General features: G+C 57.0%; 14 protein-coding genes and 1 pseudogene. 6 read left to right on the plus strand and 9 right to left on the minus strand.

What is annotated here, in order from left to right; genetic code table 11:
- Positions 1-9: 9 nt before the first annotated feature.
- Entirely contained in the window at positions 10-1,107 is a 1,098-nt protein-coding gene (gene recF / locus ACR0LF_RS12950) for a DNA replication/repair protein RecF (protein WP_480577973.1), read from the plus strand.
- Here recF and ACR0LF_RS12955 read toward each other — a convergent pair.
- Positions 1,104-1,670: a carboxymuconolactone decarboxylase family protein gene (locus ACR0LF_RS12955; protein ID WP_480577977.1), complete on the minus strand. Its 567-nt coding sequence runs from the start codon at positions 1,668-1,670 to the stop codon at positions 1,104-1,106. The two genes, recF and ACR0LF_RS12955, sit on opposite strands and share 4 nt — an antisense overlap.
- 100 nt (positions 1,671-1,770) lie before the next feature.
- On the opposite strand from ACR0LF_RS12955, the gene ACR0LF_RS12960 reads away from it, so the two are divergent.
- Entirely contained in the window at positions 1,771-2,343 is a 573-nt protein-coding gene (locus tag ACR0LF_RS12960; RefSeq protein WP_480577980.1) for a TetR/AcrR family transcriptional regulator, read from the plus strand.
- A gap of 102 nt (positions 2,344-2,445) precedes the next feature.
- Positions 2,446-4,863, plus strand: coding sequence for a DNA topoisomerase (ATP-hydrolyzing) subunit B (gene gyrB, locus ACR0LF_RS12965; RefSeq protein ID WP_480577983.1), 2,418 nt, complete (start codon positions 2,446-2,448; stop codon positions 4,861-4,863).
- A gap of 6 nt (positions 4,864-4,869) precedes the next feature.
- On the opposite strand, the pseudogene ACR0LF_RS12970 reads toward gyrB, so the two are convergent.
- The 3 genes and pseudogenes from ACR0LF_RS12970 to ACR0LF_RS12980 all read right to left on the minus strand — a co-directional run.
- Positions 4,870-5,770 (minus strand): annotated as a pseudogene (locus tag ACR0LF_RS12970) (transposase); the annotation flags it as partial.
- Between the two features lie 341 nt (positions 5,771-6,111).
- Positions 6,112-6,639 (minus strand): RNA 2'-phosphotransferase, encoded by a 528-nt coding sequence (locus ACR0LF_RS12975; protein WP_480577986.1) that lies wholly within the window; start codon positions 6,637-6,639, stop codon positions 6,112-6,114.
- Positions 6,636-7,073 carry an SNIPE associated domain-containing protein gene (locus ACR0LF_RS12980; RefSeq protein ID WP_480578063.1) on the minus strand — a complete coding sequence of 146 codons (438 nt, stop codon included), beginning with the start codon at positions 7,071-7,073 and terminating at the stop codon, positions 6,636-6,638. Before ACR0LF_RS12980 ends, ACR0LF_RS12975 begins: the two co-directional genes overlap by 4 nt.
- A 236-nt stretch (positions 7,074-7,309) precedes the next feature.
- Here ACR0LF_RS12980 and ACR0LF_RS12985 point away from each other — a divergent pair, with 236 nt between their 5' ends.
- Both ACR0LF_RS12985 and ACR0LF_RS12990 read left to right on the plus strand, forming a co-directional pair.
- Positions 7,310-8,647: a serine hydrolase domain-containing protein gene (locus ACR0LF_RS12985; protein ID WP_480577988.1), complete on the plus strand. Its 1,338-nt coding sequence runs from the start codon at positions 7,310-7,312 to the stop codon at positions 8,645-8,647.
- Positions 8,648-8,845: 198 nt separating this feature from the next.
- Positions 8,846-11,635, plus strand: a complete 2,790-nt coding sequence (locus ACR0LF_RS12990) for a bifunctional aconitate hydratase 2/2-methylisocitrate dehydratase (RefSeq protein WP_480577991.1) — start codon at positions 8,846-8,848, stop codon at positions 11,633-11,635.
- Positions 11,636-11,748: 113 nt separating this feature from the next.
- Here ACR0LF_RS12990 and ACR0LF_RS12995 read toward each other — a convergent pair whose 3' ends face one another.
- Entirely contained in the window at positions 11,749-12,207 is a 459-nt protein-coding gene (locus ACR0LF_RS12995; protein WP_480577994.1) for an Lrp/AsnC family transcriptional regulator, read from the minus strand.
- Positions 12,208-12,254: 47 nt separating this feature from the next.
- Between ACR0LF_RS12995 and phhA the strand changes: the two genes are divergently transcribed.
- A complete protein-coding gene (gene phhA, locus ACR0LF_RS13000; RefSeq protein ID WP_480577998.1) occupies positions 12,255-13,127 on the plus strand; it encodes a phenylalanine 4-monooxygenase in 873 nt (290 codons plus the stop codon).
- Between the two features lie 15 nt (positions 13,128-13,142).
- Here phhA and ACR0LF_RS13005 read toward each other — a convergent pair whose 3' ends face one another.
- From ACR0LF_RS13005 to ACR0LF_RS13020, 4 genes are all read right to left on the minus strand, one after another.
- Entirely contained in the window at positions 13,143-13,664 is a 522-nt protein-coding gene (locus ACR0LF_RS13005) for an N-acetyltransferase family protein (RefSeq protein WP_480578001.1), read from the minus strand.
- A complete protein-coding gene (locus tag ACR0LF_RS13010) occupies positions 13,661-14,215 on the minus strand; it encodes a helix-turn-helix domain-containing protein (RefSeq protein ID WP_480578004.1) in 555 nt (184 codons plus the stop codon). The genes ACR0LF_RS13005 and ACR0LF_RS13010 overlap by 4 nt, the downstream gene beginning before the upstream one ends.
- Before the next feature lie 117 nt (positions 14,216-14,332).
- Entirely contained in the window at positions 14,333-15,349 is a 1,017-nt protein-coding gene (locus tag ACR0LF_RS13015; RefSeq protein ID WP_480578007.1) for a Fe(3+) ABC transporter substrate-binding protein, read from the minus strand.
- Positions 15,350-15,534: 185 nt separating this feature from the next.
- Entirely contained in the window at positions 15,535-16,695 is a 1,161-nt protein-coding gene (locus tag ACR0LF_RS13020; RefSeq protein ID WP_480578010.1) for a WD40/YVTN/BNR-like repeat-containing protein, read from the minus strand.
- Positions 16,696-16,706: the final 11 nt, after the last annotated feature.

Here is a 16,706-nt window from a genome sequence, read left to right on the forward strand (position 1 = left end):
GGAGGGGTCATGGGTTTGGCCCTGACCGAGCTTACGGTCTCGCATTTTCGGTCCCACAAGCTGGCGCGGTTGTCTTTGGACGGGCGGCCTGTGGCGATTCACGGGCCGAACGGGGCGGGTAAGACCAACATCCTTGAAGCGGTGTCACTGTTCTCGCCCGGGCGCGGGATGCGGCGTGCGAGTGCCGCAGAGATGACGCGCCGACCCGAGGCGTTGGGGTGGAAGCTGTCCGGGCTGTTGGAAACGCAGGGCCAGCGATATGAAATCGAGACTTGGTCCGAAGGCGGTTCGGCGCGGCAGGTTCGGATTGACGAAAAGGCCTCGAGCCAGATTGATCTGGGTAAGCTGGCGCGGGTGGTCTGGCTGATGCCGTCGATGGACCGGCTTTGGATCGAGGGGGCAGATGGGCGGCGGCGTTTTCTGGACCGGATCGCGCTGAGTTTTGATCCCACCCATGCCGAAGCTTCGCTGACCTACGAAAAGGCCATGCGAGAGCGCAACCGTCTGTTGAAAGAGCAAGTGCGGGATGCCCATTGGTATGCCGCGCTGGAGGGGCAGATGGCCGAGACGGGTCATCGCATCCACGCCGCGCGGCTGGCGGCTTTGGGCCACTTGCGCGCGGCGCAGGATCGGGCGGAAACTGCGTTTCCTTCAGCTGATCTGGAACTGGTGCAGTCCGAAGGGGCGATGCCTGAAACGGCGGAGGATCTGCGCGAGGCATTGAATGAAAGCCGCTTTCGCGATCTGGCAGCGGGCCGGACTTTAGTTGGGCCGCATCGATCCGATCTGTATGGGGTGTTTGCAGCCAAGGGTGTGCCTGCCAAAGACTGTTCGACTGGGGAGCAGAAAGCGCTGTTGGTGTCGCTGATCCTGTCCAACGCGCGGGCGCTGGCCCGGATGGTGGGGGCACCGCCGATCGTGCTGCTGGACGAGGTGGCCGCGCATCTGGATGCGGGGCGGCGGGCGGCGCTGTATGACGAGATTTGTGCGCTGGGCGCGCAGGCCTGGATGACAGGCACCGGGCCTGAGCTGTTTGCGGAACTGGGGGACCGGGCCCAGACGCTGACTGTGACCGACAGCGATGAGGGCTCGGTCGTGACCGCTTAGGCGGGTTCGCTGACTTTGCGTTCCCACAGGAAGCCGCGCATGACTTCGTCGACCGGAGTTCTGGCCATGTGATTGACGTAGTTCGACATGGTTTTCTGCGCCAGCCCCAAAACCACATCCAGAACCGCGCGATGCGAATAACCAGCATCAAAGAAGGCTTGCATCTGTGCGTCCGTGACGTTGCCGCGTTGGTTCATCAGCTGCAGGGTGAAGGTACGCAGCGCCTCAAGCTTGGCCGACGGAAGCGGGGTTTCGTTGCGCAGTGCTTCGGTGATGTCGTCAGAGACTTTCATCATCTTGGCGATGCCGGTGTGTGCGGGCACACAATAGTGGCACTCGTTCTCTACGTTGATGGTCTGCCATACGACGGTTTTTTCATCATTGTCGAAATCGGTTTGCAGGAACAGATGGTGCAGGACCTGATAGCCCTCAAGATGCTGGGGGCTTTCGGCCATTACCTTGTGCAGGCCGGGCAGACGGCCAAATGCGGCCTGTGATTTTTCCAGCAGCGGTTTGGACCCTTCGGGGGCAGATTCGAGGTCGTGGGACGGGAAGTCGGCCATGAGAAAACTCCTGTTTCTGGCGGTGTGCATCGGAAATAGTCTTTCTTGAGTGATCACTCAAGTATATATTTGAGTGAATGTTCAAGAATTGGTGACGTACATGCCGCGCAAACCCTCATTCGACCGAGACGCTCTGATCGATCAGGCCAGGGATATCTTCTGGCGTCAGGGTTGGGCCGGGACGTCGTTGAAGGATCTGGAGCGGGAGCTGAAACTGAAGCCAGGCAGCTTCTATGCGGCATTTGGTTCGAAAGATGCGCTCTATGCGTTGGCCTTGGAGCGATACGCGCAGGAGGGTGTTGCGCATATGAAGGCGCTTGCCGACCGGCTGGGTCCACTTGGTGCGTTGAAGGCGCAGCCGGGTCTGGTTGTCGAGGCCAGCGGCGCACCTGCAAAGGCCTGTATGCTGGCCAAGACTTTTGCCGAATTGCAGGCCAAGGATCACGCGCTGGCCGAACAGGCGGGAACTCATATGGCGGAAATGAGGGCGTGCTTTGCCGATCTGTTTCGCCGCGCTCAGGCGGCGGGTGACATAAGCCCGGACCACGAACCGGAGCGGCTGGCGATGCGCTATCAGTCCGACCTTTTGGGGCTGCGTTTGTCGGCGGAACGCAGCGATGTGGATGCCATGGGAATTGCCGCGGATATCGCGGCTGATCTTGATCGGCTTTGATCAGCAGGAAATACCCGGCGGTGCCACAAAATGTTGGGGGATCGCGTGACAATCCCCACCAGAAAACGTATAAGTTACCAAAATAATATAGGTACTAACGGCATGTCCGAAGACGCACAGGCTCCTCAGGAATACGGCGCTGATTCCATTAAAGTTCTCAAAGGGTTAGAGGCGGTCCGCAAACGCCCCGGAATGTATATCGGGGATACGGACGATGGCTCGGGCCTGCACCATATGGTGTATGAGGTCGTCGACAACGGGATCGATGAGGCGCTGGCCGGTCATGCCGACCATGTGACGGTTAAAATTCACGCGGATTCCAGTGTTTCGGTCAGCGACAACGGGCGCGGGATTCCAGTGGATATCCACCCCGAAGAAGGTGTGTCCGCAGCCGAGGTCATCATGACCCAGCTGCACGCGGGCGGTAAGTTTGACAGCAACTCGTACAAGGTCTCGGGCGGTCTGCACGGCGTGGGTGTGTCCGTTGTAAACGCTTTGTCAAACTGGCTGGAACTGCGCGTCTGGCGAAACGGGAAAGAGCACGTGGCCCGGTTTGAAGGTGGCGAGACGACAGAGCACCTGAAAGTCGTTAGCGACTGCGGTGACCGGACGGGGACCGAGGTGCGCTTTCTGGCGTCGACCGACACGTTTTCGAACCTGGAATATTCTTTCGATACGCTGGAAAAGCGGCTGCGCGAACTGGCCTTTCTGAATTCTGGTGTCCGTATCATCCTGATCGACGAACGACCGGCGGAACGGCTGGAGACTGAGCTGTTTTATGAGGGTGGTGTCAAAGAGTTCGTCAAATATCTCGACCGATCGAAAACCGCCGCGATGCCCGAGCCGATTTACATCAAGGGCGAGCGCGACGATATCGGTGTCGAGATCGCCATGTGGTGGAATGATAGCTATCATGAGACGGTGCTGCCTTTCACCAACAACATCCCGCAGCGGGATGGCGGTACGCACGTGGCTGGTTTTCGCGGTGCATTGACCCGGACGATCAACAACTACGCCCAGTCCAGCGGCATCGCGAAAAAGGAAAAGGTCAGTTTCACGGGCGACGATGCGCGTGAGGGCCTGACCTGTGTGTTGTCCGTCAAGGTGCCGGATCCGAAATTCTCGTCCCAGACCAAAGACAAGCTGGTGTCGTCCGAGGTGCGCCCGGCTGTTGAGGGCTTGATGAACGAAAAGCTGGCCGAATGGTTCGAAGAGAACCCTAATGAGGCCAAAACCATTGTTGGCAAGATCATCGAGGCTGCTTTGGCCCGTGAAGCTGCCCGCAAGGCCCGCGAACTGACCCGTCGCAAGACGGCGATGGATGTGAACTATCTGGCGGGCAAGCTGAAAGATTGCTCTGAGAAAGATCCGTCTAAAACCGAGGTTTTCCTCGTCGAGGGGGATTCGGCTGGTGGTTCGGCGCAAACCGGTCGGGACCGCCTGACGCAGGCCGTTCTGCCACTGCGCGGTAAGATCCTGAACGTGGAACGGGCGCGGTTTGATCGGATGCTGTCCTCGCAGGAAATCGGCAATCTGGTTATGGCGCTGGGCACTGGCATCGGCCGTGATGAGTTCAATATTGAAAAGCTGCGCTACCACAAGATCGTCATCATGACCGACGCGGATGTGGACGGCGCGCATATCCGGACGCTGCTGCTAACCTTCTTCTACCGGCAGATGCCGGAGCTGATCGAGGGCGGCTACCTCTATATCGCGCAACCTCCGCTCTATAAGGTTTCCCGTGGTAAATCAGAGGTTTACCTGAAGGATCAGGCAGCGCTGGACGACTATCTGATCAATCAGGGGGTCGAAGGTGCGGTGCTGAAACTCGGCTCGGGCGAGGAAATCATCGGACAGGACCTGACCCGCGTGGTGGACGAAGCGCGCCAGTTGAAGCGTGTGCTGGATGCCTTCCCAACGCACTATCCGCGCCACATTCTTGAACAGGCCGCTGTGGCCGGGGCCTTCGTACCGGGCGCGGTGGATGCCGATCTGCAAGGCGTAGCCGACAAGGTCGCCGCCCGTCTGGACCTGATTGCGCTGGAATACGAACGCGGTTGGCAGGGCCGGATCACGCAGGATCACGGCATCCGACTTGCCCGCATCCTGCGCGGCGTCGAAGAGGTGCGCACGCTGGACGGCCCGATGCTGCGCTCGGGCGAGGCGCGTAAAACCGGGAGCTTCACGCAAAGCCTGCAAGAGGTCTATAACAGCCCGGCAACGCTGATCCGCCGTGACCGGTCACAGGTGATTCACGGCCCGCTGGACCTGCTGCGCGCGATTCTGGAAGAGGGCGAAAAGGGCCTGTCGTTGCAACGCTACAAAGGCCTGGGCGAAATGAACCCCGATCAGCTGTGGGAAACCACTCTGGACCCGGATGCCCGCACGCTTCTGCAGGTACGCGTCGACGACATGGTCGAAGCGGATGATCTGTTCACCAAGTTGATGGGTGATGTGGTCGAGCCCCGCCGTGAGTTCATTCAGCAAAACGCGCTGAGCGTGGAAAATTTAGACTTCTGATGGTTTGTAGTCATCGAGGATGGTCGACAGATAGAACCAGCCCCAGCCGATGACCTTCAGGTAAGTGAAGTCGGTCTGCCAGAGTTGGTTCGGCCGCGTGGTTTTGTCGTGGAACTCGTCGGCTGCCGATAAAACCACATAGGCCGGGCTGGTGATCAGGTCGTAAGACTTGAGGATGCGATAGGCGTTCGTCGGGCGATCCGTCCACTGGACGGATCACTGATCCTCCTTACCCTCTGACACAAAGTACTTTTCTGTGTCGGTGAAGCGAACAGCCAACTCACGCGGGGAAAGCTCGCTTTCCTTCAGGGTCAGATCCTTGATCTTCTCGCGCACTGGCGTGGGAATGCGGTTCCAGACCCGTGACGGAGTGGGTCTACGATCTTCAAGCGCCTCGGGGCCACCGACGAGATTCGGTCGTACCAGCGATAGAAGGTTGTCTTCGGGCTGCCCTGTTTGTCCAGCGTGCGTCTGGTTGGAAGGTGCGATCCCTCCACCAGCCGGATGATCTCCAGTTTCTCAGATGCGGGGTATCTCATTCGTCGTCGCCCCCATCCGCAATCATGCTTTTTTGAGCAGCCGCAGCTCAAGGGCCTGTTCAGCAACAACCTCCTTCAGATCGCGCCTCTCGGCGCAGATTCTTGACCTCGGTTGATGTCGCAGCACGTGCCGTGTCGCCAGTCAGGTGTTTCTTTCCGGCTTCCAGGAATTTCTTGGACCAGCTGTAATACAGGCTCTGCGCGATGCCTTCACGGCGGCACAACTCGGCAATGCTGTCCTCGCCCTTCATGCCGTCCAGCACGATCCTGATCTTCTCTTCTGCGGAATATTGCTTGCGCGTGGCGCGGCGGATGTCCTTTACGACCTTCTCACCATGGCTCGACTTGGTGCCGGGTTTCTTTCTCATCTCAACTCCTTGGCGGCTACGATCAGCCAGAAACCCTCTCCCATCAAATCGACCTAAACTGTCCCATTGGGGCTGACGTCAGACACGTCGAGCTGGAGATCATCGCGGTCCTGCTTGCGGCCTATCAGAATCCGGCGGCTTGACCCGCACTCAAATGGAATTGCCCGGCTGAGCGCTTTGTCACTTTGCAGAGCTGCAGATTGTCAGCCTCCAATGCGCTGGATCAGGAAATCCATGAAACAACGGACTTTTGGTGTCAGAACGTTTGAGGGTGGAAAAATCGACCATTGCACGGAACGGTCGTTCAGGCGCCCGTCCGCCTTGCAAGTAACGCGGTCGGATTAGAAACCCAGGTATTGCGCTGGAACGAAATCCGTCAACCAAACCGCATTGTCCGCCCGATAGAACGCATAACCGTCCCGATGCATACCGCCAGTTTCTATTCGAAGGACGGTCGGTTTCCCGTGCCGTTGCCCTACCTTTTCAGCGGTTTCAGGATCAGGAGAAAGGTGGACCTGTTGCCGTCTTCCGGGTTTCAGACCTTCGCTGAATATGCTGTCGAGATTTGATTTGGCGGTGCCGTGATACAGGATTTCCGGCGGCGCTACGGCTTCAAGACCCAAATCAACATTGACCGAGTGCCCCTGCGCTGCTCGTATCAGTGTCCCATCCTCCGAGAGCGTGAACCTTTTCTTATCGTTGTCTTCAACGATTTTGTGCAGCTCTGCGACACTCAGCGACTGGCCGATCCGCTTCATCCCTCGCAAAAGATCGTCAATACGCGCCCAGCCGCCCGGCATAAGGGTCAGTCCGACGAGTTCAGGCTCGTGACGCAGGATCCTTGAAAGAGTCTTGCTTTGTTTCGTCATGATCGGCGCTTCCGAATTTTCGCTGCATTTGGACGGTTCTGGCCCAGATGTGTCAACATGCGATTGGCGTGATTGATCGGTTTTGCGCTTATCCCCGTACGTCTTTTGTCGTGATGAGATAACTCAGACAGGAAAATCCGATGAAAACTGAAAAACTGTTGCTTGGCGCGGTGGTGCGCGAGCGGTCTGAGGATAAGGGTGAAATTTGGAACCGGGGTTGCGTGACGATTGATCATGGTTTGCCTCTTTGCCCGACTGTCTTCGACAGTCCAGTCCGTCGGGCAGATGGTCGCTTCCTTGGCCGATACGATCGCCTTTTGACGGGCGCGTATCTCCTTGATTTTCTGCTTGTAGATCTCGCTGTCTCCCAATTCGAAATGGGGCTGATAGACACCATGTTCGACAAACGCCAGGCGGTCATCGTAAACCGCCACCCGTTCCTTCAACCGATCCAACAGTTTGCGTTCTTGGGCGTTCGCAAGTGAAAACAGATCGCGAATAGTTTTGAGCAATCGTCGCGAATTTTCTTGGTCGGCAACCAGCGAAGTTTCTCAATGCTTCCGAAAGGCAGCGCGAACGTGTTCGCGGCGTCCTACAATGGGGTTGTAGTAAACCCGAGCACGTTGCATCTAACCTTTTCTTACACGAGGCAGCAGGGCAGGTCAGACAGATGTTCAGGAAGGTATTGAAAACGGTTGGAGGTGTCGCCGTTCTGGGCTTAGCGGGTTTGATTGGGTATTTGCTGGTTGCGCCTCCGGATCTGTTGAAGGTCGGAACCAACTACTCTGCCAAGATCGTCTGTTCGAACGTCTTCATCGCTGGGCGTGATCCTGACGAGGTTCTGGCTGTAGATGTGCAGGCGCCTGGGCATCCGCTGCTCAAGCAAATCTCGATCACGGTTAATCAGGATGCACAAACGGTACAGGCCCGGATATTTAGGTTCTTTGCGCCCGCAACTTCGCAGTTTCGGCCGGGTCTGGGCTGCACAAATGTTCATGAAGCCCCCCTTAGTGCGCAGAAGCTTAAGGCAATTGACCCATTGCCCGCGGGTCTTTGGCCAAGGGGGAGTGACGTCGCTCTGTCTCAGGATCCCAAAGTTCAGAGTGTTATGTCGGACGAGAGTTTGCTGGGCGAGGGGTATCGCGCCGTTGTCGTGGTTCGAAACGGCCGCATCATTGCAGAACGCTATGCCGATGGGTTCGATGCGGACACGCCGTTGTTGGGCTGGTCCATGACAAAGACGGTCACGGCCGGATTGATCGGGACATTGATTGAAGCGGGCCGGATGAGCGGATCCGACACGCTGGTTGACAGTTTTCCTGACTGGGCCGAGGATTCACGCCGGGACATAACCGTTGCCGACATGCTGGCCATGACCAGCGGCCTGCAATGGAATGAAGAATACGGTGACGTGTCTGATGTAACCCGGATGCTGTACTTGCGCGATGACATGGCCGGTTTTGCCGCTGGGCGCGCGCCCGAATTCGACGTCGGCACCGATTTCAACTATTCCTCAGGTACATCCACCATTCTGTCGCGTGTCTGGCAGGACAAGCTGCCTGATGGTGGGCTGACCTATCCGCAAGAAGCTCTTTTCGCACCGCTCGGCATGACTTCGGTCATCATTGAGACCGACGTCAGCGATACGTTTATCGGGTCCAGCTATATGTATGCTACGGCGCGTGACTGGGCCAGGTATGGGCAGTTCCTGTTGCAAAAAGGGGTCTGGAACGACACGCAGGTGTTGCCTGAAGGCTTTGTCGAATGGATGTTTGAGCCGGTCGATGCCTCGGACGGGAGCTATGCCAAAGGCCATCTATGGCTGGAAGCACCCGGTGATTTGCCGCCGTTTGAAGACGCGGTCTGGTTGCAGGGGCATGACGGCCAGTTCATTGGGATATTCCCTTCGCATGACATGGTTGTTGTTCGCATGGGTCTGACGCCATCGCGGTTGGGCTACTCTTCTTTGCCGTTGGCAAAAGAACTTATTTCGGCTTTCGAAGATTAAGGTCCCGAGCCGTGTAGTCAGCGCACCACCGTAAATTTCCGCGGGTTTCCTCGCAGGATCAGGACACCGGGTCGCAGGCAGGCGTCTTGCATGTCGGTGCATTTTAGTATACCGCCGCATACAAATGAATGCCGAGGCTGGTCAGATAACCGTAAACCCGGCGTCAATCGTCACCAAAAGCAGATAGCCGGAACAGCCATGAGCCTTTACACAGACTACCTTGCCGAGATCGAAACCCGCAAAGAACAAGGGCTGCACCCCAAGCCCATCGATGACGGCGCTCTTGTGAAAGAGATCGTTGCGCAGATCAAGGATGCCGGGAACGAGCATCGCGATGAGTCGTTGAACTTTTTCATCTACAACACGCTGCCGGGCACAACCAGCGCCGCAGGTGAAAAGGCCAAGTTCCTGAAAGAGATCGTTCTGGGCGAGGCCGTGGTCGAAGAAATTTCAGTTCCTTTCGCATTCGAGCTGCTGTCGCACATGAAAGGCGGCCCCTCGGTCGAGGTGCTGTTGGACTTGGCGTTGGGTGATGATGCCGCGATTGCCGGGCAGGCTGCTGACGTTTTGAAATCGCAGGTTTTCCTGTATGACGCAGACACCGACCGTCTGAAAGAGGCGTTCGCGGTTGGCAATGCAGTCGCGAAAGATATTCTGGAAAGCTACGCCAAAGCGGAGTTTTTCACCAAGCTGCCCGATATCGATGAAGAAATCGAAGTTGTGACTTATGTGGCAGCCGAAGGTGATATCTCAACCGACCTGCTTTCGCCGGGCAACCAGGCACATTCGCGTGCTGACCGCGAATTGCACGGCAAGTGTTTTATCTCGGAAAAGGCGCAGCAGGAAGTCGAAGCACTAAAACTTCAGCACCCCGGTAAACGCGTGATGTTGATCGCGGAAAAGGGAACCATGGGCGTGGGCTCGTCACGCATGTCCGGCGTGAACAACGTGGCGCTTTGGACCGGTAAGCAAGCCAGCCCCTATGTGCCCTTCGTCAATTTCGCCCCAATCGTCGCCGGCACGAATGGCATCTCGCCGATCTTCCTGACCACCGTTGGCGTGACCGGTGGCATCGGTTTGGACCTGAAAAACTGGGTCAAGAAGGTGGACGATGACGGCAACGCGATCCTGAACAACGACGGCAACCCGATCCTGGAAGAGAAGTATTCGGTTGCAACCGGCACTGTTCTGAAGATCAACACCAAAGACCATAAACTGCTAAGCGAAGATGGCGACGACCTGGTCGACGTATCCTCGTCCTTCACTCCGCAAAAAGTGGAGTTCATGAAGGCCGGTGGCTCTTACGCCATTGTCTTCGGGAAGAAACTGCAAACCATCGCAGCCGAGACGCTGGGTGTCGAAGCACCTTTGGTTTTTGCCCCGTCGAAGGAAATCAGTCACGACGGTCAGGGCCTGACCGCGGTCGAGAAGATTTTCAACAAGAACGCATTGGGCGCAACGCCGGGCAAGACGCTGCACGCCGGTTCAGATGTGCGTGTGAAGGTCAACATCGTGGGTTCGCAGGACACCACCGGCCTGATGACCATGCAAGAGCTTGAGGCGATGGCCGCGACGGTTGTGGCGCCCAGTGTTGATGGGGCTTACCAGTCGGGCTGTCACACTGCATCGGTCTGGGATGCCAAGGCGCAGGCCAACACGCCGCGTCTGATGAAATTCATGAATGATTTCGGCCTTGTCACCGGCCGTGACCCGAAAGGCGTCTATCATTCCATGACCGACGTCATCCACAAGGTGCTCAACGACATCACTGTGGATGACTGGTCGGTCATCATCGGCGGTGACAGCCACACCCGTATGTCCAAAGGCGTGGCTTTCGGGGCCGACTCGGGCACGGTGGCGCTGGCGCTGGCAACGGGTGAGGCTTCGATGCCGATCCCGGAATCGGTCAAGGTGACCTTCAAGGGCAAAATGGCCGATCACATGGATTTCCGTGACGTGGTTCACGCCACTCAGGCGCAGATGCTGGAACAGCATGGAGACAACGTGTTCCAGGGTCGTGTGATCGAAGTGCATATCGGTACGCTGTTGGCGGATCAGGCCTTCACCTTCACCGACTGGACTGCCGAGATGAAAGCCAAGGCTTCGGTCTGTATCTCTAATGACGAGACCCTGATCGGATCGCTGGAACTGGCCAAATCGCGAATCCAGATCATGATCGACAAGGGTATGGAGCATGAAAACGGCATGCTGCAGAAGTTGATCAACATCGCCGATGCACGCATTGCTCAGATCAAGTCTGGTGAAAAACCTGCTCTGCAGCCGGATGACAACGCGAAGTACTTTGCCGAGGTCGTCGTCGATCTGGATCAGATAAATGAGCCGATGATCGCGGATCCGGATGTCAACAATGCTGACGTTTCCAAGCGTTACACTCACGATACGATCCGCCCGATCTCGTACTACAATGCCGAAAAGCATGTGGATCTGGGCTTTGTCGGCTCGTGCATGGTGCACAAGGGTGACATCAAGATCGTCGCCCAGATGTTGAAAAACCTCGAAAAGGAAACCGGCAAGGTCGAATTCAATGCTCCGCTGGTGGTCGCGGCCCCGACTTACAACATCATCGATGAGTTGAAAGAGGAGGGCGACTGGGAAGTGCTCGAGAAATACTCGGGCTTCGAATTCGACGACCTGTTCCCGAAGCAGAAAGCCCGCACCGAGTACGAAAACATCCTGTACCTCGAACGTCCGGGCTGTAACCTCTGCATGGGCAACCAGGAGAAAGCCGCCAAAGGCGATACGGTTCTGGCAACCTCAACCCGCCTGTTCCAGGGCCGCGTTGTGGCCGATGCGCCGGACAAGAAGGGCGAAAGCCTGCTGGCCTCGACCCCGGTTGTGGTTTTGTCGGCCATTTTGGGTCGAACACCCAATATCGAGGAATACAAAACCGCCGTTGAAGGCATCGACCTGACCAAGTTTGCACCTCCGATGGAAAAACCGGCGGGCACGAAGTCGGCTCACTTCTAAGCGCGAACCTTCAAGCCAAGTTTAGATCGCCCGGGCGCCTCATCAGGTGGCCGGGCTTTTTTTGTCCCCGGTATTCAAGTTTTGATCGCGTCAGACAAAAAGGCGACCCGCCTTCAGAGAATAGGCAGTGGCCCGCGTGTCTTGGTTTGCCGAAGAACAAAGTTGCTGCGGGTGTCACGGACAAGGCCGGATTTCAACAGGCGCTGCATGATGAAAACCTCAAGATCTTCGGGTGTCTTGGCATAGACTTTCAGGATAAAATCATGATCCCCGGTGATCGATGCGCATTCGACGATCTGCGGCTCGGTTTCGACCAGCCGCAGAAAATCCGAGATGCTTTTTTCCTGATGGTCCTTGAGCGCCACATGGACATAGGCGATGGCGTTTAGCCCTACGGCCTTGGCGGGCACTTGCGCGCGATAGCCTGTGACCACCCCGGATGCTTCAAGATCGCGCACACGACGCCAGCATTGCGAGGCTGACAAACCGGTCCGCTCGGCCAGTTCCTGCATCGAAAGGCGCCCGCTAATCTGCAGCTCTCGCAGGATGTTTATGTCGGCAGGATGAAGCATTTGTTTCGCAATATTGGCTTAAATGAGATATTTCATTCATTTTAGCGTTGAATCTTCAATTATCAAAACAAATCCACCGCGCTGGGCGCGGTATCCTGTTTGCAAGCAGGAGGAAACGGATGCCCAAATCGACAAAATACGTCGCCAAGGTGGTCGATGCGCGCGGTCACATCACCTATACCGACGAGGAAAACGCCGTCTGGGCAGATCTGTATGCGGCCCAAGAGGGTAACGTACAGCGCTACATGGCGCGTGAATATCTGGACGGGCTCGTCCGGCTAGATTTGCCGAAGACTCAAGTGCCCTCATGCGCAGATATCTCGGATCGGTTGCTGGACCTGACGGGGTGGCGGGTGCAGCCGGTTCCGGCGCTGATCGGTTTCAAGACGTTTTTCGGTATGCTGGCAGACCGGGTTTTTCCTGCGGCATCCTTTATTCGGTCTCGTGAGGATTTCGACTACATCGAAGAGCCCGACATTTTTCACGAGATTTTCGGTCATACTCCGCTGCTCAGCGACCCTCGGTTCGCTGCGTTCAGTCACGCCATCGGTCAGGCGGGCAAGGAAGCGAAGGATGCGGACTATGCCTGGCTGATCAGGTTGTACTGGTTTTCGATCGAATTTGGTTTGCGTCGTCAGGACGGTCAGATCAAGGCGTTGGGATCCGGGCTGGCGTCGTCGCCGACCGAGCTGATCTATGCCGTAGACAGCGACATCCCGGATCGGGACCCGTTCGACATTCTTACCATTCTGCGCACGCCGTATCGGATTGACATGCATCAGATGGGGTACTTTGTTCTGGATGACCCTGAAGAGCTTTTTGAGGCCGCCGAGCGCGACCTGTTGGCCGATATTCGCCGCGCGCGTCAGTTGGGGTTGCTGCCGAACAAGTTCCCGGAAAAGGCGACCGCAGCGGAGTAAGGCCGCCGCCCGACTTCAGGCGGACAGATCCATGTACATGTAGGTAGTCGGTTCCAGCTTGGGCTCGAACGGGTTTCGGCAGTAGTTCGGGATTTCCCCTGCAACCTGAAACCCAAGGCCCTGATAGAGCAGTCGCGAGGGATCGGTGCTGCGCGTATCAAGGACCAACATTGTACGCTTTAACTCTCGGGTTCTCAGAAAGAGGGCTTCCATCAAGGCTCGGCCTAATCCACGCCGTCTTGCGTTTGGATGGACCAGAAGTTTTGCAACATCGGCGCGGTGCGGCTGGTTTGGCATGCCCGCCGGGATCAGTTGTACGGTGCCCTGAACGCGTCCATTACCGTGGGCGACAAATACTTCAAGAGTACCGGACTTTAACCCAGGCAGAACGTTCTGCAACCAGTACCGGCGCGCATCTTCCAGAGAAAACGGAAGTATGAAGCCAATACTGGCCCCGTCGTGAATGCAGGCATGCAGTATGTCCGCCAGATCATCAAGCGCTGCGTCGAACTCACCAACGGTCAGACGCGTGATCATATCAGCACCAAAAGATAGCGTGCCCCGCGGGATGTCCCGGTTTCAAACCGGGTTGGGCCGGACAGGTGATAGCGCAGGCAATCTCCGGCGCTCAGCGCATGAGCCGTTCCGTCGACGGTAAGGGTAAGCGCGCCATCGACCAGGACCAGATGATGTTCCTGTCCGGATTTTGGCGGTGTCTCGTAGGTGATGACAGTGTCCCGAGGCAGATGACATTCCACCACCTCGGCGTTCAGGCCGTTTGCAGGGGGTGAAACTGCGCGGCGGGTGAAGCCGGTTTCAGGATCGCGCCACTCGGTCTGGCGTTCAAACGGAACCTTGGGGTCAAAGCTGTCTTCGACCATCATCAATAGCCGGGACATCGGCAGGTCATATGCGGCGCAGAGACGGCCGAGGTTTTCCGCTGTGGGACTGACCTCTCCCTTCTCCATTCGGGACAGCGTCGCACGGCTGATGCCGCTTTGAGCAGCCAATTGATCCAGAGACCATCCGCGCCCGTGGCGGAGTTCGTTCAAGCGGACGGCGAGGCGGTTCGAAAGGTTATCGAGCATAGTTCATATTAGAGAAAAATTACCGGATATGGGAAATTTAAGCCCAAAATATGCTGATGTAAATGAAAAAAGGCGCAGAAACCTGCGCCCTTCTCAAGCTTTTGACGATACGGCGGATTACTTCCAGCCAACCTCGTTAAAGATTTTCTGCGCTTCCGGGATGTTCTTGGCGACTTCCGAAAGGTTCACTTCGTCAGCTTTGAACTCACCCAGTGCCTTTACCGATTCAGCCAGCTCGACACTCTGTACGGCCGGGAACTCGTCATTGCCTGCCGAGAAGTACTGCTGCGCCTGGTCGCTTGCCAGATACTCGAGGAACAGGATCGCGTTTTCCTTGTTCGGTGCGTGTGCCGCAACGCCACCGCCCGACAGGTTCATGTGCGCGCCATAGCTGTCCTGGTTGGGGAAGACCCAGCCGATCATGTCGCGGTCAGCAGACAGACCTTTGACGTCTTTGCGGATTGCACGCGCGAAGTAATAGGTGTTCGACACGGCGATTTCGCATTCACCCGAAACGATGCCACGCAGCTGATCGGTGTCACCGCCCTGCGGTTCACGCGCCATGTTGGCAACAATGCCTTCAGCCCATGATTTCGCAGCTTCGGCACCCTCATGCGTGATGATCGAGGCCAGCAGGGTCTGGTTGTAAGTGTTGGTCGACGACCGGATGCAGATCAGACCCTTGTATTCCGGCTTGGCCAGATCGGCGTACGTGGCCGGCGGGTTGGTGACGTTTTCTTTGTTGTAAAATATGATCCTACCGCGCTGTGAAAAGCCGAACCACTGATTGTCGCTGTCCTGCAGGTTGGCAGGGATACGCTCTTCCAGAGTTGCGCTTTCGATCGGCTGCAGGATGCCGGCATCCTTGGCACGCGCCAAACGCGAGGTGTCGACGGTCAACATCACGTCCGCAGGAGAGTTCGCGCCTTCTGCTTCCATGCGCGCGATCAACTCGTCTGCTTTGCCTTCGATCCGGTTGATCTTGATGCCGGTCGCGTCTTCAAAATCCGTGTACAGGCGTTCGTCAGTGTCGTAGTGGCGCGACGAATAAAGGTTCAGCTCACCTTCGGCAGCCGCTGTGGTCGCGATCAATGCCGACAGAGCGGCGGCAAGGCAGGTTGTGGATTTCAGCATAGTGTGTCCCAACAATTGAATTTCGTGTCGGTCATTAATCCGACTGATTTGCTCAATTATACGATTCTCGGCGGGATGCAAGAAAATCCGACTGATTTACTCGGTCAAATGACCGCAGGGAATGATGAGAGGTTTTCTTAACCATCCGCGAATAGTCTGACGGAGAAAGATCAAAACCAACTGGGTCATCCACGATCAAGTATTTCAACGGCTAGAATCGTCGGGAAATGGCGCGCCACTTCTTCCCAAGTTTCGCCTTCATCAACACTTGCAAAAACAGATCCGCTGTTGGTTCCAAAGTAAACCCCGGCAGGGTCTCGGCAGTCTCCGGCCATGGCTTGGCGCAATACAGTGAAAAAGCAACTCTCCTGCGGCAGGCCGTGCCGCTGATCATGCCATGTTGCGCCCCCGTTGGTGGATTTCCACACCGCAGCCGCGGCCTCCGGCGGATAGCGTCCGATGCTGTCGCCGTTCAATGGCAAGGTCCAGATCGTGTCAGGGTCACGCGGGTGCACATGGATCGGAAAGCCAAAGGTTGACGGCAGGCCTTGGGTAACATCCTCCCAGCTGCGCCCTCCGTCGGGCGAACGCCAGACCCCGTGATGATTTTGCTGATACAGCAACTCCGTGGTGCCGGGGGCTTGAACCATGTTGTGTACGCAATGACCTGTTTCGCCATCTCTGGGGGCTGCGGGGTGATCATGGTTCGTACAGGCCTCGGCATTGGACAACCTGTTGCGCCGTTCCCAGTTCGTACCGCCATCCTCGGTTGCAAAAACACCTGCCGCCGAGATGCCAACCCAAAGCTTTTCTGCGTCATTCGGATCCGACACGATTGTATGCAGGACCAACCCCGCACCGCCCGGATTCCAGTCGGGTGCTGAGGGGTGGTTAGTCAGACCCTCAACCGTATTCCAAGTCCGGCCATCGTCATTGCTGGCCAGCAGGCAGGCCGGTTTGGTTCCCGCGTATAGCGTTCCATGCGCATAGCGTAGTGACCAGATTTGCGAAAAGGCGTCAGAGAAAGGTGCAGGCTCTCCGGTCCAGCCTATCATCTGGGCAAAATCAGAATCGTTCGCGGCCCATTCATCCTGTTGGCCTTTGGTGAGTTTTGTCAGCTCCCAGTTTGCTCCGCCGTCTTCGGATCGCCAGACGCCTGCGCCATGCCAATCGCCGCCGCCTCCGGCCCAAAGAGTGCCAGTTTCGGTATCGCCGATGACATGATTGATTGGCCACCCGTCGCAATGCGGTCCCGAGACTTTCCAGTTTGACCTGCCATGATCACCGGTGACAATAAACGTGCCCTTGGTCGTGCCCACCAGCACGTCGATGCCGTGTTTCCGCATGGTCTTCGCGC

The organism is Ruegeria sp. E8 (genome assembly GCF_056533985.1).

What these genes read in the sequence shown, in the direction of transcription:
- recF (WP_480577973.1), top strand. Translation starts at nt 10, where the DNA reads ATGGGTTTGGCCCTGACCGAGCTTACGGTCTCGCATTTTCGGTCCCAC.
- ACR0LF_RS12955 (WP_480577977.1), bottom strand. Translation starts at nt 1,670, where the DNA reads ATGGCCGACTTCCCGTCCCACGACCTCGAATCTGCCCCCGAAGGGTCC.
- ACR0LF_RS12960 (WP_480577980.1), top strand. Translation starts at nt 1,771, where the DNA reads ATGCCGCGCAAACCCTCATTCGACCGAGACGCTCTGATCGATCAGGCC.
- gyrB (WP_480577983.1), top strand. Translation starts at nt 2,446, where the DNA reads ATGTCCGAAGACGCACAGGCTCCTCAGGAATACGGCGCTGATTCCATT.
- ACR0LF_RS12975 (WP_480577986.1), bottom strand. Translation starts at nt 6,639, where the DNA reads ATGACGAAACAAAGCAAGACTCTTTCAAGGATCCTGCGTCACGAGCCT.
- ACR0LF_RS12985 (WP_480577988.1), top strand. Translation starts at nt 7,310, where the DNA reads ATGTTCAGGAAGGTATTGAAAACGGTTGGAGGTGTCGCCGTTCTGGGC.
- ACR0LF_RS12990 (WP_480577991.1), top strand. Translation starts at nt 8,846, where the DNA reads ATGAGCCTTTACACAGACTACCTTGCCGAGATCGAAACCCGCAAAGAA.
- ACR0LF_RS12995 (WP_480577994.1), bottom strand. Translation starts at nt 12,207, where the DNA reads ATGCTTCATCCTGCCGACATAAACATCCTGCGAGAGCTGCAGATTAGC.
- ACR0LF_RS13005 (WP_480578001.1), bottom strand. Translation starts at nt 13,664, where the DNA reads ATGATCACGCGTCTGACCGTTGGTGAGTTCGACGCAGCGCTTGATGAT.
- ACR0LF_RS13010 (WP_480578004.1), bottom strand. Translation starts at nt 14,215, where the DNA reads ATGCTCGATAACCTTTCGAACCGCCTCGCCGTCCGCTTGAACGAACTC.
- ACR0LF_RS13015 (WP_480578007.1), bottom strand. Translation starts at nt 15,349, where the DNA reads ATGCTGAAATCCACAACCTGCCTTGCCGCCGCTCTGTCGGCATTGATC.
- ACR0LF_RS13020 (WP_480578010.1), bottom strand. Translation starts at nt 16,695, where the DNA reads ATGCGGAAACACGGCATCGACGTGCTGGTGGGCACGACCAAGGGCACG.